This window comes from Campylobacter coli (assembly GCA_039516895.1).
Lineage (GTDB): Bacteria > Campylobacterota > Campylobacteria > Campylobacterales > Campylobacteraceae > Campylobacter_D > Campylobacter_D coli_B.
Map to the genome: position 1 here is coordinate 1726553 of CP154437.1, position 21467 is coordinate 1748019.

Here is a 21467-nt window from a genome sequence, read left to right on the forward strand (position 1 = left end):
TTCAATGATTTAAAAAATCATAACCCTTTTCTAATTCTATACTATAAATTCTATCTTCCTTAAAAAAAGGAACGATTTTTCTATAAGCTGTGTAAATATTTTTAGAACATTTTCCTAAAGCAAAAAGAGAGTCTGATTCTTTTCTCAAATCAATAGCTTGAGTAGCATACATTAATTCAAAACTTTGTAAATAAATTAGGCTTTTTAAAATACCTGATAAGTTTAAAATACTAAGATTACTAAAAGTAGCCATATCTTCCACATTTCCTGCTAAAGAAACGCTTTTGACACTTTGAGCTTGGCTTAAATTTTTAATATTCTCATTTAAAACAACTATAGGTTTTTCAATAGCTCCAAAACCATGACCCTTATTATCTGGATGGATCAAAAATTTTGGAAGTTTCGTAAATTGAGGATCGCTAAAACGTAATAAGCTTTGAGTAATGTTTTCAGCTAATCTTGCAAGAGCTAAATTTAAATTTTCTACTCTAGCACTTATAGGCAAGTATTCAAAATTTGCACTAGGTATTATAGCCTGATCTTTATTGATAAAGTGATTATCCATGCTTAATTTGTCGCTTTTATTTGCCTTAATCAAAACCAAAGGATTATCATCACTATGGTTGATAGCAATAAGCAAATCTTGTTTTAATTCCCTTAAAGAATTTTTTGCTTGTGCTATAGCATAAATTTGAGTCCTAAAAGACAGAGGATCTTGCAAAGCTCTATCTGGATGATCTTTTAACAAATAGCTTCCCTCTAAACAAGCATTAAGCGTCTTTGAGCTTTCTGTAATATATTCAAAACCCCTTGCTTTAAGAGCAAGTTCGCTAAAAGGAGCTATATTTCCATTAAAACCTTCAAGCATAAGAATATAAAGCTTATCTTGCCAAGAAAGAATTTTTTCAAGCTTTTCAAGTTCTAGTACAAGATAAGCATTCATTAAAGTATTGTTAGAAAGTATAGATAAAAAATCTTTTGCCACTGGCTCTAAAGGCTTTAACTTGGCCAATTTTAAAACCTCGCCACTATTCATAATTTTACCCTTATACCATACCTTATATTCGCCCATCATTGCTAGGCCTATATGAGCTGCTAGAGTGATATCAGCTTCTCCAACACTACCAAAACTAGGTACTACTGGAGTAATGTTTAAGTTTAAAAACTCTACATATCTTTTAGCCAAATCAGGGCTAATACCTGCTTGTCCTTTTGTAGCAGTATAAAGTCTTTGTAGCATAGCCATTCTAACTATCTTAGGATCTAAAGGTTCTCCCAGACCCAAGGCATGAGCTCGTAGAGAAATTTTATTAAATTGCTTAGAAAGTTTTATTAAATCTTCATCTATAGTTTTTTGTCCATTTTTGATATTAAATACAGCTCTGTCTTTATTCCAACCTACTCCCACAGAAAGACCATAAATATTTTTACCCTCTAAAACAGCATCTAAAAGCACTTTAAATCCTGCCTCAATATTGCTTAAAGCTAAAGGACTTAACTCTACTTTACCTCCTTGAGCAACAAAAGCTAGATCTTCTAAACTCAAATCCTTATTAGGACTAAGAATCAAACTTTTAGCCAAAATAAAACCTGGCAACACCATAAATAAAAATAATTTTTTCATCTATTCTCCTTTATCTCTTTTCATAAAATAAGCTCCTATAAAAGCAAAAATACAAGCAAGTAAAACCCAATAAGCTGGAGCAAAAATATTAAAAGCAACCAAATAATTAACAATAGCAGGAGTAAATCCTGCGAAAAAAATAGCAGCTATATTATAAGATATAGCCAAAGCCGAACTTCTAATAAAAGTTGGATAATAAGTTGCTAAGATAGAAGGAGCTATACCTGCAAATATACTTACTAAAATACAAAGCAAAATATGACTTATAAATAAAACATAAAAATTTGTATATAAAAATAAAACATAAAGAACCAAAAAAGGTACACTAGCTAGTAAAACAATGCTTAAAAATAGCATTTTATAAACCCCAATTTTTTGAGCTATTCTTGCAAAAACAATACAACCGCCCACTAAGAAAATATTGCCTATAAAAGAAGCCCAAAAACTTTGATTTTGAGTAAAATTTAAACCAATATTATGATTTACATAATAAGTTGGCATATAGATAATGAAAGTATAAACACAACTTGTCCATAAAATACTAAATAAAATACCCATAATAATTTTAAAGCAATAACCCTGGAAAATAACTTTTAAAGGGCTATGATAGTTATTTTGATTTAAATTTTTAAACTCAGGAGTCTCATCTAGAGTATTTCTTATGTAAAAACCCACAGGAACAATAAGCAAACCAAATAAAAAAGCAAAACGCCAAGCATAATCTAAAATTTGACTTTCTGTAAAAAAGGTGGTTAAAAAAATTCCCATCAAAGCCGCAAGTATATTACTCATACCCATCGAAGCTTGTAAAAAAGAAGCATAAAATATTTTTTTATTTTCTGGAGCATGTTCTATCAAAAAGGCTGCTGCCCCTCCAATTTCTCCTCCTGTGGAAAAACCCTGAAATAATCTTGCAATAAGCAATAAAATAGGGGCAAAAATCCCTATATAAGAAATAGGAGGAGTTACAAAGATAATAAAAGTACCTATAGCCATCATTGCTATGGTAAGAGTTATAGCAGCCTTTCTACCCATTTTATCCCCATAAGCTCCTATAATAATAGCCCCCAAAGGCCTTGCTAAAAAACCTGCTCCAAAAAGTATAAAGGTATTGATTAAAGCACTTGAAGCATCATTATCAATAAAAAAATTTTTTGAAATATAAGTTGCAAAAAAAGCAAATACGCTAAAATCATACCATTCAAGAGCGTTACCTATCCCAGCTGCCGCTATGGCTTTAAATCCACTTTGTTTTTTGGCCATTTTAACTCCATAAATAATTTAATTTATGCCTTATAACGCTTTCTTTAGCTAATTCATAACCTGCATCTGCATATCTAAAAATCCCACTTGCAGTGTCATTATCCATAGTATTTTTAATTCTCTCACTAGCTTCTTCACTGCCATCTGCTATGATAGTTACTCCAGCTGAAGTCATAAAGCCACTATATCCTCCACCACCTGAATGAATAGCTACCAAATCAGCTCCACTTGAACTTGTAATTAGAGCATTCAGCAAAGGCCAATCGCTAATTGCATCGCTACCATCTTTCATATTCTGAGTCATAATATGAGGATGAGCCATAGCTCCTGCATCCAGATGATCTCTAGTAAAAGCTATAGGCGCTTTAAGTTTTTTATTTTTAACCAAATCATTGACTTCTAAGGCAAGTTTGCTTCTTTGTCCATGACCCAACCATGCAATACGCGCAGGCAAACCTTCAAAGGGAATATGTTTAGAAGCAAGCTTTATCCAATTCACTATTCTCTCATCATTTTTAAATTTATCTAATAAAAGTCTATCAATAAAATGAATATCTTCTTCATCTCCGCTTAAAGCGACCCAACGAAAAGGTCCTATGCCTTGACAAAATAAATCCCTTAAAAAAGCTTCTGTAAATATAGGAATATCAAAAGCATTCTCAACACCTGATTTTTTAGCCTGAGTACGGATCAAATTCCCATTATCAAAAACCACGCTACCGCGTTTTTGAAATTCAAGCATAGCCAAAACATGTCTTTTTATGCAAGCTAAATTTTGAGCTTCAAGCTCTTTAGGATTTTGTTCTCTTAGTTTTTGAATTTCATCCAAACTATAACCATAGGGAATATAGCCATAGATTAAATCATGTGCACTTGTTTGATCTGTTACTATATCAGGAATGATACCTTTTTTTAATATAGCAGGATAAGCTTCACTAGCATTTGCTAATAAACCCACAGATAAAGCCTCTCCTTTTTCTTTAGCCTCTAAAACCGCATCTAAAGCCTCTTGTAAATTTGTAAAATATTTTTGCAAATAACCATTATTTGTCCTTTTTATGAGCTTAGTCTCATCACAATCTATCAATAAGGTTGCAGCTTGAGCCATAAAACCTGCAAGACCTTGAGATCCACCCATTCCACCACATCCCGCTGTAAGGATAAAGCGATGCTTAAGAGTATTATTAAAATACTTTCTTGCTATTTGCATAAAAATTTCATAAGTTCCTTGTATAACTCCTTGAGAGCCTATATATTGCCAATCTCCAGCAGTTAACCCTCCCCAACAAATCAAATTCTTTTTTTCAAGTTCATAAAAATAGTGCGCATGAGCCCATTGACCCAATATATTACAATTTGCCATTAACACCAAGGGGGCATTTTTATGTGTTTTTATAATGCCTATGGGTTTACCACTTTGTATAATCAAACTTTCATCTTCTTGCAAATTTTCTAAAGCTTTTGTAATAATTTTATAAGATTTTTCATCCCTACAAGCTTTTCCTAAAGCAGCATAAACAATATAGTTTGCCCTATCTTCTGCAACAGCTAGAACGTTTTCTAACATTCTAAGTAAACCCTCAGCCCTCCAAGATTTTGCTCTCATATCAAACTCCTAAAGCATAATCAGCTATTTTAATATTTAAAGTTTTTTCTACTTTATCATATACAGATTTATCTTTTATAGAAGAACTTAAAGGAATTAGATTTTTATTGATATTAAAAATATAAATTTCATCTCCCTTTTTAATATGCCCTGCACTAATAGGTTCAGCATTCTTATCTAGGGTTGTAATCACATCAGGATAAGTACTCACTCTTTTTTCATCGATGTCTACTGCCATATGCTCATTCATCACATGTATAAGAGCTCTTCTACCCTCTCCTTCAATTTCTATAACCCCTACATCAAAAGCTTCTTTCGTGTATTGCAAATTTGTTTTTATTACCTTCCCTTGTAATAAAATCTCTCCTTTACTTCGCTTTAGCAAGGCATCGAGTTTTTTATTGACTTTATCCCCAGCATTTAATAAATCATGCCCTAATTCTAAAGCCATACTAATACCTCCTAAAACCGCGTGCTGTTTAACATAAGAAGCTTTTATAGGATTTCTGCAACTAGCTATAAAACCTCCACTTTGATGGCTTGCGGTCCTTAAAATCCAAGAAATATTGTCACAAACCCCCTCGCATATCAATTCTAAATACTGATTTTTAGATCGATTGCCTCCTACTGCGCTTTGAATTACTACTTCTTTACTAAGTCCTATTGAACCCATATCTCCAGTAGGATGAGCCCTTAAATCCCCTAAAGCATCTGCAACATAAGTTCCCAATAAAGCTGAAGGCAACCAAGCATTAAGAGTAGAACTCATACCATTTTGTCCTATCATCAAGCCTTTAATAGGCTTTTTAATTTTTTCTTGAACAAGTTTGACAGCCTTAACATAATCAACTCCTAGCATTTCCCAATCACTCAAATCTCCAGGCGCCCCTATAGCTGCACTAGTAGCAATAATATCCTCATCATCAAACTCATCCATACTGGCTAAAATAGGACGTCCTATAGTAGTAGCAAGTTCCCCTAATTCCAAGCCATGCCTTACCCAACCTCCGCCACCGCAAGCATAAATACTTCCGCCTTTAACAGCAGCCATTACATCATCTTTTGTTAATAATCTTTTCATAAATTATCCCTTTAAAATAAGTATCATAGAGAAAAACAGTCCTTTATAATTTTTTCTTGCCAAAAATTTATCCCCATAATAAGAACTTTACACCCTTTAATCTTTATTGCATAATATTTGCATAAAATAGTCATACCTTAAACAAGAGTTAAAAATTTAAGATCTTCTCTATGTTTTTTTAAGAGCAACTATGCGCCTATAATCAATAGCCAAGAAACAAATTATTAGTATTTTTGGCAACAAACACTGCTTTACCAAATTAAAACTTTATTAAACCTTGGCTTCTTAAATTTGACTCATTTGCTTAAAAATATACTTCAATTTTTAAGAATTAAACATAAATTTCATTCTTTATAAAATTCATTGAATTAAGCTAAACCAAAAAGCTTTTTGAGTTTTTCTCATAAGCCTTGATTTGTTCTTCATATTTTAAAGTTAAAGCTATATTATCAAGCCCTTCTAGCAAACAGGTTCTACGAAATTCATCCAAATCAAAAGAAAAAACTTGATCTTTAAAAAATACCTTTTTCTCAAATAAAGAAATTTCTATATTTTTATCTTCAGATTCTTTTAGTTGCTTTATAATGCTTACAACCTCATCTTTAGCAAGCTCTATAGTAAGCAAACCATTTCCTAAAGCATTATTTTTAAAAATATCTGCAAAAGAAGGCGCGATAATAGCTCTTATACCATAATCCACCAAAGCCCAAGGTGCGTGCTCCCTTGAAGAACCGCTTCCAAAATTTTCAAAACTTACTAAAATAGAAGCATTTTGATATTCTTTTTTATTGAGATTAAAATCCATATTTAAAACGCTTTCTTTATCGTCTAAATAACGCAAATCATGAAATAAATGCTTACCAAAGCCCTGCTTTGAAACAGCAAGTAAAAATTGCTTAGGAATGATTTGATCTGTGTCGATATTGGCATATTCTAAAGGACAAGCTATACCTTTATGAGTAGTAAATTTTTGCATTTTAAACTCCTAAATATTTTCTATTATCACAAATAAAGCCTTCTATGGCACAGGCTGCTGCGCTTGCAGGACTCATTAAGTGGGTGATAGAACCCTTACCTTGTCTGCCTACAAAATTACGATTTGAAGTTGAAGCGACTCTTTGTCCCGCGCTTGCTTTATCATCATTCATACCAAGACACATTGAACATCCTGCATATCTCCACTCGCACCCTGCTTCAATGAAAATTTTATCAAGTCCTAAATTTTCAGCTTCTTTTCTCACTTGCATAGAACCAGGCACGATTAAAGCTTTAACATCCTTATGAATTTTACGCCCTTTTAAAATATCCGCAGCTATCTTAAGATCTTCTAAACGCCCATTTGTACAAGAACCTATGAAAACAATATCGATTTTTACCCCTTCTAAGCTTTGATCTTGCTCTAAATTCACATAATCTAAGGCATCGAGTAAGGATTTTTGATCGCTTGGGTTGCTAAAATCACTGACTTTTGGAATTCTTTCATTTATAGCAATAACTTGAGAAGGATTAGTTCCATAGCTGATTTGTGGTTGAATTTGACTTGCATCAAGGACTATGCTTTCATCATATTGCGCGCCCTCATCGCTTTTTAAACTTCTCCAATACTCACAATGCTTTTCAAATTCTTCTCCCTTTGGAGCAAATTCTTTCCCTTTTATATATTCAAAAGTAATCTCATCAGGAGCTATCATGCCGACTTTTGCACCAAATTCTATAGCCATATTACAAAGTGTCATTCTAGCTTCCATACTCAAGCTTTCTATCAACTCTCCACAAAATTCTATGGCATAGCCTGTGCCTTTTGCGGTGCCATATTTTGCTATAAGATATAAAATCAAGTCCTTAGCATAAACACCCTTTTGAAACTGACCCTTGCATTCTATTTTCATGGTTTTGAGCTTTGCTTGTTTTAAAGTTTGCGTAGCCATTACATGCTCGACCTCACTTGTACCTATACCAAAAGCCAAAGCTCCAAAAGCCCCATGTGTTGCAGTGTGAGAATCCCCACAAACCAAAGTTACACCTGGTAAGGTAAAACCAAGCTCAGGACTTACTATATGCACTATACCTTGATTTTTATCGCCTAAGCCTAAAAGTCTGACTCCAAATTCTTTAGTATTTTGCATCAAAGTCGTAATCTGCTCTTTTGCCATACCTGAACAAGCGTCCAAATCTGTGCTTTTAGTCGATACATCATGATCAATAGTCGCTAAAGTTAAATCTGATCTTGCCATTTTGCGATTTGCCATTTTAAGACCTGAAAAAGCTTGAGGGCTTGTTACTTCGTGGATTAAATGTCTATCGATATAAAGTATAGGGAGTTCATTTTCCTTTTGATAAACCACATGAGAATCAAATACTTTTTCATATAAAGTTTTAGCCATTGTTATTCTCCTTTAAAATTTCTACTATACAATCCCCCATTTCATCGGTGCTTAAATAAGAATTCGCATTTAAATCCTTAGTCATTTTTCCACGCTCTAAAGCTATGGCTATGGCATTTTCTATATCTTGTGCAGCTTTTTCTTCTTTAAAGCTATATTTTAACATCAAAGCAGCACTTAAAATTTGGGCTATAGGATTGGCTATATTTAAATGAGCTATATCAGGAGCCGAGCCACCTGCTGGCTCATAAAGCCCAAAACCTTTATCATTTAAACTCGCAGAACAAAGCAAGCCCAAAGATCCGCTTATAGCTGCTAATTCATCGCTTAAAATATCGCCAAAAAGATTAGAACAAAGCATTACATCAAAAGTGCTAGGATTTTTAATAATTTGCATAGCTGCATTATCTACATACATGTATTCTAGCTTGATATCTTCGTATTCTTTTGCAATTTGTCCTACTACATCACGCCATAAAATAGAACTTGCTAAAACATTTGCTTTGTCGATTAGGTGCACTTTTTTATTTCTTATTCTTGCACTTTCAAAAGCAAGGCGTGTGATCCTTTCTATCTCTGCTTTAGTGTAAATTTCAGTATCATAAGCACTTTCTTTGCCTAATTCTTGCTTACCAAAATAAATCCCACCTGTAAGCTCTCTAACACATAAGATATCTACACCTTTTTGGATAATTTCATCTTTTAAGGGCGAAGCATGTCTTAAGCTTTCATAAATTTTACAAGGACGCAAATTTGCAAATAAATTAAAATGCTTTCTTAAAGGTAAAAGCGAAGCTCTTTCAGGTCTTTGATCTATGGGTAAATTATCCCACTTAGGCCCTCCTACTGAACCAAATAAAATAGCATCGCTTTGCTCACAAAGCTTTAAAGTCTCATCGCTTAATGCTACCCCATACGCATCTATACTTGCCCCACCTATCTTTGCTTCTTTTGTTTCTAATTTAAAGCCGTGTTTTTGGGCGACAAAATTTAAAATTTTTAAAGCCTCTTTCATCACTGAAGGCCCTATGCCATCTCCTGGCAAAACTGCTATTTTATAAGTATTCATACTGCTTTCCTTTCTTCAACTTTTAAAGATCGATAAATTGCATTGTAAGCACTGATAAAGGCTTGTGCTGATGCTTCTATAACATCTGTTGAAAGCCCTTTGCCATGGAATTTTCTCCCTTTAAATTCTAAATCCACATCCACTTGCCCTTGTGCATCCACACCTGAACTTTTTGCATTAATGCTATATGCTTTTAAAACAGGGTTTAAGCCTGTGATTCTAGAGATGCAATTAAACACCGCTTCTATAGGCCCATTTCCGGTACAAGCTTCAGTTTTTAACTCTTCTTTTATACGCACACAAACACAAGCTGTTGGGATAGTGCCACTGATTACACTTAATTTTTCAAGTACTAATTCATTCTCTTCATCATTTTCATAACTTAAAAACATTAAAGCCTCTAAGTCATAATCATAAACCTGTCCTTTTTTATCCGCAAGGCGTAAAAAACTCTCATAAACTTCGTCTAAATTATAAGTTTTTTCATCATATCCTAAATTATCAAGACAAGTTTTAATCATAGCCCTACCGCTTCTTGCAGTCATAAGCATACGATTTTCATGAAGTCCTATACTGCTAGGACTTATAATTTCATAAGTTTGTCTATTTTTAAGCACTCCATCTTGATGAATTCCAGAACTATGAGAAAAAGCGTTACTTCCTACTATGGCTTTATGCGAAGGTATACTTTCATTAGTGATGGCTGAAACTAATTTTGAAGTTTTAGAAATATTTTCACACTTGATATCTGTATAAAAACCTTTTAAATAATCGCTTCTTGTTTTTATCGCCATTACAACTTCTTCTAAAGCACAATTTCCAGCCCTTTCGCCAAGTCCATTCATGGTACATTCTATTTGTCTTGCGCCTTGTAAAATAGCACTTAAGCTATTGCCTGTTGCCATACCTAAGTCATTGTGACAATGCACAGAAATGACAGCCTTGTCTATATTTGGCACTTTGTTAAATAAAATTTTGATGATATTAGCAAATTCACTAGGTAAGGTATAACCCACAGTATCAGGTATATTGATAGTTCTAGCCCCTGCTTTGATAGCATTTTCTACCATAAAACAAAGATTATCAATAGGAGTTCTTCCTGCATCCTCGCACGAAAATTCCACATCATCAGTATAGTTTCTAGCTCTTGTGATCGCTCTTTGTGCCATAGCCAAAATTTCATCAAAATCTTTTTTTAATTTATCTTGTATATGCAAAGTCGAAGTGGCTATAAAAGTATGAATTCTAAAAGAATCCGCCACTTTTAAAGCCTCATAAGCTGTATCTATATCTTTATCTAAAGCTCTAGAAAGCGCACAAATGGTTGAATTTTTTACTTTTGAGGCTATGTTTTTTACTGCTTCAAAATCTCCTTGTGAAGATACAGGAAAACCTGCTTCTATCACATCAACACCTAAATTTTCAAGCGCTAAGGCAATTTGTAATTTTTGATTTATATTTAAAGAACTGCCTAAGGCTTGTTCACCATCGCGTAAGGTTGTATCAAAGATGATAATTTTATTATTCTTCATATTTTAATCCTTAAAAAATGAAATAAACTGAATGAATTTTATTAAAAATTCAAAAACTTAAAAACAATAGTAAAATAAAAATTTTAGAAAATGATTAAAAATAAAAATTTTAGTTTAGGGTGAGTGAGAGTTGCAGCATCAGGTTAAAGTGATTTTCTTTATTTTTTTGCTCTTTGACTTGAATTGAATTTTTAAAAACCTGTGTCATTGTCGCCTCCTTCATAAAATTATATAGTTTTGAATTTAGCATATTTTTAGTTAATACACAAAATAAAAATTTACAAATTAAGAAATTTATTGTTATAATTGTAATTTTAAGTAACAAAAAGGATGTTGATGTTAAAAGAGCTTTTAGAGATCAAAAAAGAAATGGAGCCTGTTATCCATGAAGCTAATGTAAAATTAAATGTATTAGCTCGTGAAGTAATAGTTCGTAGAAAAGAGTACGAAATTTACGGACCTATGGTGGATCGTGTCTATCTTGATAATGCAATTTATGTTAAAGTTATGTCAAGTGGGCGTGATGTAAAAACGGATAATATTCCAATCAAAACAGGTTTTTACATGGTTTTTGTTGCTCCTGAAAAAGAAAGTACAAAAGACATCAAAAATAAACTTAAAGTAGCTTATGAAGGACTTGATAATACATTCATTGCGACACTCATCCGCTCTTGTCAAAGATTTAAAGAAATTATATCTAAAACCCAAGCTACCCTCTCTAAAGCTTCGAAAATGAATGTTTTAATAAAAACCAATCTAGGAGAAGCAAGTTCAGCTATTAAATTTAACATCACCATAGAATACACTAAAGAAAATCAAAAATTAACACGCGACAATTCAAAATCAGCAGGAAGTTTTAGAGATACTAGAACTTATATCAACCTTGTAGTGGATAAAAATACCGATTCTCAAATTTGTGAAAAATTGTTAGATGATGTAGAAAGATATTTTATCGGTGGGGGTTGAGATCCTACCGATAAAATACTTCATTAAAATTTGTAAGTATAACCTAAATATAAGCCATAATTTGTTTGTCTTGGATCATAAAAATTCGATCCTATGGTCTCTTGGTAATAATTTCTAGTATTGTATTCGATTTGTTCTGCTTTAAAACCTACTTCGAGCTCATTAGAAGTACCTAATTCAAATATAGCACCTATTTTTGCTCCGTAAACAAAACCATCAAAATCTTGAGATAAAGACAATAAAGATGTTTTTAAATCAAGACTCGTTTTTGCATAGCCTAAATATCCACCCGCAACAGCTCTTACTCTTTTAAAAATTTCTGGAGTAAAATCATAACCTAATAAGAATTTATGTGTGTTAAAATCACCCTCTATTCTAAGATTAGGAGTTCTTATAATATCACTGAATTCATCAGAATAATTATAAGCAGCATACAATCTATGCAAATCATTAAAACGATAACCCATTCTTAAACCTAAAAGAGGAATGCTACTAGATAAATCACCATTAAAAACAGCACCGGTTTTATTATGTTTTAAATCTCCTTTAACTTTAGTTTGAACATAAGCTGCATCCGCACCTATAAAAAAACCTGATTCTTCCGCAGCTAAAGCTGAACTTGAAAATAACGCAACACCCGCAATTATACTTAAAAGCTTTTTATTCATAATCTTTCCTTTAAATTGGATTTGCAAAACACATTATATTATATTGATAATTAATATAGTATTATTTTTGTTACTTTTTCATTTTTTTTCTAAGATATGTAAGTATTCTATGGCTTAATCTTATTTGCAAATTCGAGAAGAATCAGCCTTGAAACGCTTATAAATTTGGTTTTTTAAATCATATTTTCCATATTTTTTAAAGATTTGTTTTAAAAAGCAAGCTCAACATAAATCACTCAATATCTAAAAATACTAGACTTTTTACCTCAACGATATAACTAGTATCAAATATAACTTGTATTTAAAATCGTGTAATTATAATATAATTTTGTCTAAAAAAGAGTAAAAAATGCAAAGAGTGAGTGTTTACCCTTTGCAAAAAAGCTTTGATTAAAATCTATCAATCATCAAATTCTTGTCCTAAAAAATTACCATTGCGATCAAAATAAAGCTCCATGTAGTTATTAAGCTTAACCTCATAACCATATGCTTCCCAATCTATATCAACGATAAAAGCACCTGGATAGAGATTTTGAATTTGACTGGTAATGTTTTTTGGCAAGCCATTAAAATAATCTTGTGGCGGCACAGCTTGTTGTGGGTATGCAGGATATGGATGAACCGGAGCAGGCGCGGCTGCAGGAGTTTGAGCCGAAGCAGTAGGGACTATATTTGCACTTGCAAGAATTACAGAGCATGCCAAAATAGCAGGGATAAATTTTGTTTTCATTTTTTCTCCTTAAAATGTTTTAGTAAGTGTAAGTTTATGCTTTTTGTGTGAAGTGAGCGTGAAAGATAAAATAAAAATATTTTCAGATAATATCTTATAAATTTAAGATATTTAAAATGAGTTTTTGAAACTTTTGCATTTTAAAAAACTATTTATCATAAGCTTGAAAAATGCAAAAGTTTTGTCTTTATTTTGGCACCACCATATCGCTACGACATTCTATCACTGTGTGTACATTTCCGCGTGGATTAAAATCCCCTACAACCTTAATCCATTTTGGCTTGAGTTTGTCTTTTAAGGTATTGTAAATTTCATTGATACTTGCTTCATGTGAAACATTTCTATGCATAAAAGTATTGATATAAAGTTTTATTGCTTTAAGTTCAACCACAAATTGATCAGGTATATACTCAAGATAAATCGTTGCAAAGTCAGGATAACCCGAACGCGGACAACAACACATAAATTCAGGCAAAGTGATTTTTATAATATAATCATTCTTCGCATCATTAGGCCAAATTTCCATATTTTCTACATCAAATTCTTTAATTTCTTTTTCACCATAACGCATGAATTTTCCTTATTAAAAATTTTAAAAATTATATAAAAAATTACTTTTAGAGCAATTGAAAAATAAATATTTTTAGCAAATTACATAAAAAATATAGATATTAGATTAAATAAAGCTTTTTATACTAGAATAAGACAAATTTTTAAAAAAGGAAAAAAATGAAAAAATCAATTGTAATTATAGGCGGCAGTGTAGCAGGACTTAGCGCAGCTTTATTTTTTGCTTCAGCTAAAAATGATGAGCTTGATTTTGATATCACTATTTTTGATGATGATAAAGCGGATTTAAAAGCAGCAGCAATTTATAATGTTCCTTTTTTTCCAAAAGGTGCAAAAGCAGATGAAATTTACACTCACATAAAAGCACAAATTGCTTCTATGCTTGAGGTAAAATATATCGATTCAAAAGTAGTAAGCATTAGTGGAGAAAAAGGCGATTTTACGGTTAGTGATGAGCAAGGTTTGGGTATAAAAGCAGATTATATCATCGTAGCAACAGGAGCAACTAAAAGTGAAATCAAAGGGCTTGAAGACTTTGTCATACCTCATGAACTTATGCCAAAACCAAACAAATTTTGTTTCAAACATCATGGAAGACAAATGATCAAAGAAGGAATTTATGCAGCAGGACTTGCTTCAGGTGTTACCACCATGGTAGCTTGCGCTATGGGAAGTGCCAATGAAGCAGCTTGCGCGATTTTGAGCGATATCAAAGGCGTAGTAAGCGTATATCATGATACCCCTACTACAAGAAATTAATTCATCAAAGCACAAAAGGTGTGCTTTGATACACATCATAATTGAGCCAATTTGCAAAAATAGTATTTGCATTTGAACGCCAATTGTATTTTATATTGCCTTTTTTATCATAATAATTTTTAGCTTTTTGTATGAAATTATCTCTTACATATTCTTGGTGTAAAGTATCTTTAAAATACTCCAAATGGCCTAAAATAAAAATATTCTTTTCATCTCTTAACAAAGCCGAACCAATTTTTTTATTTCTAAGCAAAACTTTCAATTTTCCTTGTTTTTGTAGTGCCGAAATTTGCTCTTCATCCATACTAGAATGTCTTGAATGAGGCATTAAAACTTTTTCGTCTAAATTCGTTAAAAGTAAATCGGGTGAAACTTTATCATGCTTATAAATTCCAAAAATTTTCTTATCTAAAGCGATTTTATCTACGCCATAAAAATGTTTTAAAGCAGCCATAGCACCCCAACAAATATACATAGAACTTGTTACATTTTGCTGTAAAAAATCAAAAATTTCTAGCAATTCTTCCCAGTAAGCAACCTTTTCAAAATCCATTTGTTCCACAGGAGCTCCTGTTACAATAGCACCATCAAATTTGCGTTTTTTAACCTCTTCAAGACCTTTGTAAAATTTTTCCAAATGAGTAAAAGGAGTGTTTTTACCCACATAGCTAGTAGTAGCTAAAAGTGTGATATTTACTTGCAAAGGAGAATTTGCAAGTAAGCTTAAAATTTGATTTTCTGTTTCAATTTTTTTTGGCATAAGATTGATGATTAAAATCTCCTGCGGACGGATATCTTGATGTTTTGCCCTCCTTGATCCCATGATAAAAGCATGCTCTTTTAAAAGCTCATAAGCGGGTATATTTTCTGGAATAATAAGTGGCATTTTTTCTCCTTTATTTTTTAATAAGCTTTATTCTCCATTCTGCATCGCCTAAAAGTTCAAAATCAACGATCTCATGCCCTTCTTCAGCAGCCCATTGTGGGATTGTTTCAGTAGCTTGTGTACAATCAAAAAGAATTTCTAATTCTTCACCGCTTTTTAAAGTTTGAACCAAATTCTTTGCTTCAACGAGTGGAAAGGGACAAACCTTTCCTCTAGTATCTAAAGTTACCATATCTTATCCTTGTATTTTTTGTGTTGCCTTACGCGTAGGCAATATAATTGTATAAAAAGTAGCTATATAAGCACCTATTAAGAAAAATACCGTAGCAACCCAACCTTTATACGAAAAAAGTGATGTTTCTACCAGTCCATTACCTATGGTACAGCCTCCAGCAAGAGAAGCTCCAACCCCCATTAAAATTCCTCCTATGCTCGCATAAGCTAGGGTTTTTTTATCAGGAAGACGAAATCTAAATTCTCCTGATAATTTAGCACCTAAAAAAGATCCAAGTGCGATTCCAAGAATTAAAAAAACTCCCCAATCAACAAACTGAATATCACCTGTGCTAAGGTATTGCACAAGATTTGCCGAAGGAGTTGTAATCCCTAAACCAGAATTTCTTCCACTCCAGCTTGAAAGAGGCCAAGCTAAAATAGCAATCAATGCAACCAAAACAGCCGTAACAAAAGGGTGCCATGATTTTTCAAACAATATATGTGAAATTCCTTGTTTTCTAGGCTTTAATCTTGCGACTTTAAGGCGCGGTTTGCGTAATTCTTTAATCACAAAAAAGCCGACAACCAAACTCAATACAAGCACCAAAATCCAAGGAGAAATTCCCAAGCTTTGATAAAAAGTTCCATCAGAAATTTTAAAAGTATTTAAATTATCCTGCAAAGGCAAAAGAACTCCATATTTTACAGCACTTGCACTAAAAGCATAAAACAATAAAGCCGCGATAGAACCAATCAAGCCCTCTCCTGCTCTATACCAAGTTCCTGTGGCACAGCCACCTGCGATTACCATACCAAAACCAAAAATAATCCCACCAATAATCGTTGAAAGCCAATAAAATTCTTGAGGCTTAATCGAAATATATCCTAAAGAATGAAGAGCCCAAACACCAATGCTTTGCAATGCAACGACGATAAAAAGTGCTATAAAAATTGTAAATTTTTTACTTAAAAATACATCTCTATAAGCTCCTACAACGCAAAATCGTCCCCTTTGCAAAACAAAGCCTAATAACAAACCAACTATAATTCCACTTAACATAAACACACTCTTTAACTTTCTATAGCTTGTTTTAAATCCGCTATCAAATCATCGCTATTTTCAAGTCCTATGCTTAAACGCACAGTGGTTTTCTTAATGCCTGCTTTTTGAAGTTCTTCTTCGCTTAGTTGCGAATGAGTAGTAGAAGCAGGATGGATGATCAAAGATTTACTATCACCTAAATTTGCAGCAAGTAAGAAAAGTTGAGTTTTATCACAAATTCTTCTAGCATGCTCATAATCTCTAGCTTCAAAGCTTAAAAGTCCACTAGCAAAATTTTTATCAAAATATTTTTTAAATAAATTATGATAAGCATTGCTTGTTAAAGTAGGATAATTTACACCCTTGATATCAGGATGAGAATTTAAAAAATTCGCAACTTTTTCAGCATTTTGGCTGTGTTTTTCTATACGCACTGCTAAAGTTTCAAGTCCTTGTAAAAGCAACCAAGCATTTTGAGGCGCTAAGCTAGCTCCTAAGTCTCTAAGCCAAGTGATGATGATTCTAATGCTAAAAATTGGCAAATCAAGTGTATTTAAATTCAGTCCATGATAACTTGGATCAGGAGTGTTAAAAGCTTTATATCTATCGTTATTTTTAAGCAAGTCATTTAAATCTTTTCTTTCTATGAGTGCGCCGCCTAAAGCACTGCCTTGACCGCTTACATATTTACTTAAACTATGCACGATTATATCTACACCATGTTTAAAAGGTTGGAGTAAAAAAGGAGTAGCAACGGTATTATCACAAATAGTAGCGATTTTATGTTTTTTTGCTATTTGGGTTATTTTTTCTATATCAGCTATGGCAATTTGAGGATTTGAAAGACTTTCGAAAAAAATCGCTTTTGTGTTTTGATCTATAACTTTTTCTAAGCTATCCAAATCATCTATATCAAATTCCCTAGCTTCTATACCGAAATTTTTAAGTGTATGAGAAATCAAGGTTTGAGTTCCACCATAAATTTTGTTTGAATACGCGACATTATCCCCCGAACTTGCCAAATTCACAAGTGCGTAAAAACAAGCTGCCATACCACTAGAAACAGGAATTCCAAAAGCCCCACCCTCGACATTAGCAAGTCTTTGTCCTAAAACATCGCTTGTAGGATTGCCTATCCTTGAGTAAATATTGCCAAGTTCTTGAAGATTAAATCTCGCTGCAGCTTGATCTAAATTTTCAAAATTATATGCAGTGTTTTGATATATAGGCACACTAATACTTCTTTGAGTGTCAAAATTATAAGCTCCGTGTAATGCTAAAGTTTCTTTAGTAAAATTCATTTTTTATCCTTTTTTGTTAATTAAAAAAATACTAAAAAGCCTTTTATCGGCTTTAAACTAGATTGTTTGGAAATGTAAATTTATAGAATATGAGTATATACGAGTAGATTAAGCGTGCCAAGCACGCATACAGAAAGAAGAAAGCATTAAATTAAAACTAATATAAGACATTTTTTCTCCTTTCTAAAAAATTATTGATTATTTTATCTTTAAAAAATAAAAATAAAATTAAATTTTAAAAAATTTATATCACATTGCTTAAAATTTTATTGCAACTCACTCTTAAAAAGAGCGAGTTAGCAATAAATTGAAGGCAGTTCAAGCCCAACCTAGTATTACAAGGCTACCAAGATAGGCTTGTAAAGCAAGGTTGTATCCCGCACAAGGCGGGAAATTTTATAAAGAATCTAAAAAGCTTAAGATAATTATTGCTTAAGCTGGATTAAGGTTTGAAGCATTTGATCGCTTGTTGAAATGGTTTTTGAGTTTGCTTGATAACCTCTTTGTATAATGATAAGCTCTGTTAAAGCACGACTTAAATCCACATTTGACATTTCAAGCGCTGAGGTTTTCATCTCACCACGACCCCCTGTTCCTGCTTCGCCTACTACTATATTACCACTATTTGCAGTAACTTTGAAAAGATTTCCACCTATTTCTTCAAGACCTGAGTTATTGGCTACTGAAGCCATTGCGATTTTAGCTACTGCAAAGGTTTTACCATTGGTAAATTCACCTAAAAGATTTCCTTTTTCATCTACGCGTATAGCTTCAGGCTTTAAGTTTCCTGAAGCATAACCATCAGTTGCTTGTCCTGTTAGAGTTGAAGCTGAATTTGAGCTTACAAGCCCGTCATTGCTTCCACTTGTTCCAAAAGAAAGCTTGATTTGTTGATTTGGCGCAGCACCGTTATTTGGCGAGAAATTAATCGTTCTTGGTGTATAGCTTGCCAAAGAACCATCATTGTTAAATCTTGCTGTTCCTACGATGATATTATTTGGGCCTTCGCCTGTGGTGTTGATCTCTGCAGGCTCTGGAACGCGGATGATCATTTGCCATTCATTACCCCCATCTTGAGTGGTATTTTGCTTGACAAATTGCACTTCTAAAGTATGTTTAGAGCCTAAAGAGTCAAAAATTTCAAGTCCTGCTGAAAAAGCAGAAAGCTTAAGTTGCTCACTTTCTTTGATCGAACCACCCACTGTTAAAGGACCATCCCAAGCTTTAAAGATAGCCGTAAAAGCATCGTTAGTGCTTACTGTGCCAGCTTTATTAGAATAAGCAGTGATATTAAAACTCATTGCTTTTGGTTCAGTTGCAGTTACAGCGCCTATGCCTATACCTGCATTAGCTGGTATACTTGAATTTTCTTTAGCATTAGAGATAGCAAAATTTCCATTAGCTGTTACGACAACCTTTACAGCTTGATTGACATCTGCTACTGCAAAATCACCACTTCCATCATAATCCACCCCATATCTAGCATCTCTTTGTAAAAGCTCTCTTAAATCCTCTGTGGTTCTAAAGGTTCTTGCATTGGTATTTAAAAGTCCGCCATTAATAGCATCCCAATAAGCTGCTGAAGCAGGATCGGTTGGTCTTGTACCAGGATCGCCATCGTCATCTGTAAAAGCAGGGCCACCATCAGGATTTGTCATAGGGCCTATATCTACAGGATTTGAACTATAGATATATTTATGAGCAGTGATAACTTCTACCCTATCTGTTCCTGTTAATGTTATATCGGTACCATCTGGTGGATTAGGTGCCATTGTATCAGCTGTCCATAAAGAAGAACCATTTCTATTTATATTTGGAGTATTTTGATTAAATGTAAAACTATTTGCGGCACCGTCCCATACAGCATTCCAAAGTTCTCCTGCTGTGTTTGTATTTGCAACTATAAGATTAATATTTTTCATATTATCTGTAGTACCATCTGAATTATCATTGACAAATTCTATACCCGAGCCATCTGCACTTTTAACTGCTCTTACCCCTGTTCCATCTCTTGTGTCGGTTGGAGCGGTGAAGGTATTGATATAAGCGATAGCATCATCAATGTTTTGAATTTCAGCATTTTGAATTTTTACACCATTTAAAGTTATATCTAAATTTACTCTTTGATCTGCACTTCCCCAAAAAGCTACAGTTTGATTTGCTTGTAAATTTGGATCAAAAGCACTAGCACCTACTTTATTGGTCGAATACTTCGCATCCGCATAAGAAACCCAAATTCCTTGTCCATCTCTTAGATTAAGCCCTGTTCCGCTTGCATTGAAAAGTGAGCCTGCATCCACACCTTTTTCTGTAACTTCAACAGAATTTTTAGAAGTGGTATAAAATTGAGTTGTTCCTGTATCGTTTTCATCTTCAGCTCTTTGAGTTTTATTATTGTAACCATGAACTGAATCCAATGCATAAAGATTTCTACTTGAAGTTCCTATATTTAAACCACTATTTAAATTTGCTTTGATAGCTACTTCAGTGGATTTTGCTGCAGGGATATGCATACCTGGATCGATAAAGATATTTTGTGGGCTTCTTGAGCTGTCTATGGTTTGATCATCCCAATTGATATTCCACCCTTGAACGATAAAGCCTGAGTTATTTACAAAGTTACCATAAGCATCGAGTTTGAAAGCTCCATCGCGAGTAAGATAATTTGTAAGTCCGCCATCATCACTTACCATAAAAAAGCCATCGCCATTGATCGCTACATCAGTATTACTATTGGTAGTTTGAACCGAACCTTGAGAATGAATTCTTGTTGTAGAACTCACCGAAACTCCAAGTCCGATTTGAAGTGGGTTTTGCCCTCCTCTTCCATCCGTTGGAGTAGTAGCGATTTTAACGGTTTGAGAAAACATTGTTCCAAAATCTGCACGAGAATATTTAAAACCGTTAGTATTAACATTTGAAATGTTATTACCCTCAACATCCATTGCAACTTGGTGTGCTTGAAGTCCGCTTACGCCAGACCAAAGTGATCTCATCATTTTAAATCCTTTATAAAATATTGCTTTTTTAAAATGACGCTTGAAGTTTCGAAAAACTTTTTGCGTTTATGTAGAGTTTATAAGCAAGTTCTGTTCCAACTTTAGAAATTTTTTATGAAATTTTTTAAAAATATAGAAAAAATTTAAAGGTATTTTGAGAATTTATGGAGTTTGGGGCTTTTGTGTAATAAAATCATACCCTAACTCTTAAATTTGCTGCGTGCGTTAAAGCGACTGCTATGGCATCAGTGATATCTAAAGGCTTGATATCTTTACTCAGTCCTAAAAGTCTTTTTACCATAAAGGCTACTTGTTCTTTAGTCGCTTTTGCCTTGCCTGTAACGGCTTTTTTTACTTGCAAGGGGGTGTATTCTGCAAAGTCTCCATGAATTTGAAGAATTTTTAAGGATAGGGCTCCGCGAAATTGGGCGAGCTTTAAAACGGTTTTTGGATTATAAGCAAAAAAGATATCCTCTATGGCTACCTCATCAAAAGAATGGTTTTTAAAAATCAAATCCAAACCCTCGCAAAGCTCTGTGATTTGGTATTGTAAAGTGCTAGGCTGTATCTTTATAAGTCCTGCTTCGATTAAGGTATTTTTACCCTTATTTGCCTCTATGATAGCATAACCACAATTTCTTGAACCAGGATCTATACCTAAAATTTTCAAATTTTTCCTTTGTATTTAATGAAATGCAAAAAATAAATTTTAACCTTTTTTTATAAAATTTAAGATAAAATTTATAAGCTTACAAAGACTAAAGAGAGATT

Annotated in this window: 19 protein-coding genes; 2 read left to right on the forward strand and 17 right to left on the reverse strand. The window is 33.2% G+C overall.

Going from position 1 to position 21467, the window contains the following annotated elements; all coding sequences use genetic code 11:
• Position 1 precedes the first annotated feature (1 nt).
• From AAID94_08890 to leuA, 8 genes are all read right to left on the reverse strand, one after another.
• Positions 2-1624 (reverse strand): aromatic amino acid ammonia-lyase, encoded by a 1623-nt coding sequence (locus AAID94_08890; GenBank protein XAK23930.1) that lies wholly within the window; start codon positions 1622-1624, stop codon positions 2-4.
• On the reverse strand, positions 1625-2887 hold the full coding sequence (locus AAID94_08895) for an MFS transporter (protein ID XAK23931.1): 1263 nt from the start codon (positions 2885-2887) through the stop codon (positions 1625-1627).
• Position 2888: 1 nt separating this feature from the next.
• Positions 2889-4493, reverse strand: coding sequence for a urocanate hydratase (locus AAID94_08900; protein ID XAK23932.1), 1605 nt, complete (start codon positions 4491-4493; stop codon positions 2889-2891).
• A gap of 1 nt (position 4494) precedes the next feature.
• On the reverse strand, positions 4495-5574 hold the full coding sequence (locus AAID94_08905; protein ID XAK23933.1) for a DUF917 family protein: 1080 nt from the start codon (positions 5572-5574) through the stop codon (positions 4495-4497).
• Positions 5575-5947: 373 nt separating this feature from the next.
• Complete coding sequence (leuD, locus tag AAID94_08910; protein XAK23934.1) at positions 5948-6550, reverse strand: 3-isopropylmalate dehydratase small subunit; 603 nt, start codon at positions 6548-6550, stop codon at positions 5948-5950.
• 1 nt (position 6551) lies between these two features.
• Positions 6552-7964, reverse strand: a complete 1413-nt coding sequence (leuC, locus tag AAID94_08915) for a 3-isopropylmalate dehydratase large subunit (GenBank protein ID XAK24802.1) — start codon at positions 7962-7964, stop codon at positions 6552-6554.
• Positions 7951-9027: a 3-isopropylmalate dehydrogenase gene (gene leuB / locus AAID94_08920; GenBank protein ID XAK23935.1), complete on the reverse strand. Its 1077-nt coding sequence runs from the start codon at positions 9025-9027 to the stop codon at positions 7951-7953. The genes leuC and leuB overlap by 14 nt, the downstream gene beginning before the upstream one ends.
• Positions 9024-10559, reverse strand: a complete 1536-nt coding sequence (gene leuA, locus AAID94_08925; GenBank protein XAK23936.1) for a 2-isopropylmalate synthase — start codon at positions 10557-10559, stop codon at positions 9024-9026. The genes leuB and leuA overlap by 4 nt, the downstream gene beginning before the upstream one ends.
• A 336-nt stretch (positions 10560-10895) precedes the next feature.
• On the opposite strand from leuA, the gene AAID94_08930 reads away from it, so the two are divergent.
• Positions 10896-11525: a hypothetical protein gene (locus tag AAID94_08930; protein XAK23937.1), complete on the forward strand. Its 630-nt coding sequence runs from the start codon at positions 10896-10898 to the stop codon at positions 11523-11525.
• Positions 11526-11548: 23 nt separating this feature from the next.
• Here AAID94_08930 and AAID94_08935 read toward each other — a convergent pair whose 3' ends face one another.
• The 3 genes from AAID94_08935 to queF all read right to left on the reverse strand — a co-directional run bounded on the left by AAID94_08935 (position 11549) and on the right by queF (position 13494).
• The gene (locus AAID94_08935) at positions 11549-12193 is read right to left on the reverse strand and encodes an outer membrane beta-barrel protein (GenBank protein ID XAK23938.1); all 645 of its coding nucleotides are present in this window, start codon (positions 12191-12193) and stop codon (positions 11549-11551) included.
• Positions 12194-12593: 400 nt separating this feature from the next.
• On the reverse strand, positions 12594-12923 hold the full coding sequence (locus tag AAID94_08940; protein ID XAK23939.1) for a PepSY-like domain-containing protein: 330 nt from the start codon (positions 12921-12923) through the stop codon (positions 12594-12596).
• Positions 12924-13110: 187 nt separating this feature from the next.
• Positions 13111-13494, reverse strand: a complete 384-nt coding sequence (gene queF, locus AAID94_08945; GenBank protein ID XAK23940.1) for a preQ(1) synthase — start codon at positions 13492-13494, stop codon at positions 13111-13113.
• Positions 13495-13652: 158 nt separating this feature from the next.
• On the opposite strand from queF, the gene AAID94_08950 reads away from it, so the two are divergent.
• Entirely contained in the window at positions 13653-14252 is a 600-nt protein-coding gene (locus tag AAID94_08950; GenBank protein ID XAK23941.1) for an NAD(P)/FAD-dependent oxidoreductase, read from the forward strand.
• 4 nt (positions 14253-14256) lie between these two features.
• Here the strand turns inward: AAID94_08950 and metA are convergent, their stop codons facing one another.
• The 6 genes from metA to ruvC form a co-directional block, all read right to left on the reverse strand.
• The gene (gene metA, locus AAID94_08955; GenBank protein XAK23942.1) at positions 14257-15138 is read right to left on the reverse strand and encodes a homoserine O-succinyltransferase; all 882 of its coding nucleotides are present in this window, start codon (positions 15136-15138) and stop codon (positions 14257-14259) included.
• A 10-nt stretch (positions 15139-15148) separates the two neighbouring features.
• On the reverse strand, positions 15149-15370 hold the full coding sequence (locus AAID94_08960) for a sulfurtransferase TusA family protein (protein XAK23943.1): 222 nt from the start codon (positions 15368-15370) through the stop codon (positions 15149-15151).
• 3 nt (positions 15371-15373) lie between these two features.
• Positions 15374-16414 (reverse strand): YeeE/YedE family protein, encoded by a 1041-nt coding sequence (locus tag AAID94_08965; protein ID XAK23944.1) that lies wholly within the window; start codon positions 16412-16414, stop codon positions 15374-15376.
• A gap of 11 nt (positions 16415-16425) precedes the next feature.
• Positions 16426-17697: an aminotransferase class I/II-fold pyridoxal phosphate-dependent enzyme gene (locus AAID94_08970; GenBank protein XAK23945.1), complete on the reverse strand. Its 1272-nt coding sequence runs from the start codon at positions 17695-17697 to the stop codon at positions 16426-16428.
• Positions 17698-18122: 425 nt separating this feature from the next.
• Positions 18123-20696 (reverse strand): flagellar hook protein FlgE, encoded by a 2574-nt coding sequence (gene flgE / locus AAID94_08975; GenBank protein ID XAK23946.1) that lies wholly within the window; start codon positions 20694-20696, stop codon positions 18123-18125.
• A gap of 193 nt (positions 20697-20889) precedes the next feature.
• A complete protein-coding gene (ruvC, locus tag AAID94_08980; protein XAK23947.1) occupies positions 20890-21366 on the reverse strand; it encodes a crossover junction endodeoxyribonuclease RuvC in 477 nt (158 codons plus the stop codon).
• Positions 21367-21467: the final 101 nt, after the last annotated feature.

Excerpts from the sequence above, each read along its gene's own strand:
- AAID94_08895 (XAK23931.1), bottom strand. The coding sequence starts at position 2,887 with ATGGCCAAAAAACAAAGTGGATTTAAAGCCATAGCGGCAGCTGGGATA.
- leuB (XAK23935.1), bottom strand. The coding sequence starts at position 9,027 with ATGAATACTTATAAAATAGCAGTTTTGCCAGGAGATGGCATAGGGCCT.
- AAID94_08930 (XAK23937.1), top strand. The coding sequence starts at position 10,896 with ATGTTAAAAGAGCTTTTAGAGATCAAAAAAGAAATGGAGCCTGTTATC.
- AAID94_08935 (XAK23938.1), bottom strand. The coding sequence starts at position 12,193 with ATGAATAAAAAGCTTTTAAGTATAATTGCGGGTGTTGCGTTATTTTCA.
- leuD (XAK23934.1), bottom strand. The coding sequence starts at position 6,550 with ATGCAAAAATTTACTACTCATAAAGGTATAGCTTGTCCTTTAGAATAT.
- metA (XAK23942.1), bottom strand. The coding sequence starts at position 15,138 with ATGCCACTTATTATTCCAGAAAATATACCCGCTTATGAGCTTTTAAAA.
- AAID94_08965 (XAK23944.1), bottom strand. The coding sequence starts at position 16,414 with ATGTTAAGTGGAATTATAGTTGGTTTGTTATTAGGCTTTGTTTTGCAA.
- queF (XAK23940.1), bottom strand. The coding sequence starts at position 13,494 with ATGCGTTATGGTGAAAAAGAAATTAAAGAATTTGATGTAGAAAATATG.
- AAID94_08950 (XAK23941.1), top strand. The coding sequence starts at position 13,653 with ATGAAAAAATCAATTGTAATTATAGGCGGCAGTGTAGCAGGACTTAGC.
- AAID94_08905 (XAK23933.1), bottom strand. The coding sequence starts at position 5,574 with ATGAAAAGATTATTAACAAAAGATGATGTAATGGCTGCTGTTAAAGGC.
- flgE (XAK23946.1), bottom strand. The coding sequence starts at position 20,696 with ATGATGAGATCACTTTGGTCTGGCGTAAGCGGACTTCAAGCACACCAA.
- AAID94_08890 (XAK23930.1), bottom strand. The coding sequence starts at position 1,624 with ATGAAAAAATTATTTTTATTTATGGTGTTGCCAGGTTTTATTTTGGCT.
- leuA (XAK23936.1), bottom strand. The coding sequence starts at position 10,559 with ATGAAGAATAATAAAATTATCATCTTTGATACAACCTTACGCGATGGT.
- AAID94_08960 (XAK23943.1), bottom strand. The coding sequence starts at position 15,370 with ATGGTAACTTTAGATACTAGAGGAAAGGTTTGTCCCTTTCCACTCGTT.
- AAID94_08940 (XAK23939.1), bottom strand. The coding sequence starts at position 12,923 with ATGAAAACAAAATTTATCCCTGCTATTTTGGCATGCTCTGTAATTCTT.
- AAID94_08970 (XAK23945.1), bottom strand. The coding sequence starts at position 17,697 with ATGAATTTTACTAAAGAAACTTTAGCATTACACGGAGCTTATAATTTT.
- AAID94_08900 (XAK23932.1), bottom strand. The coding sequence starts at position 4,493 with ATGAGAGCAAAATCTTGGAGGGCTGAGGGTTTACTTAGAATGTTAGAA.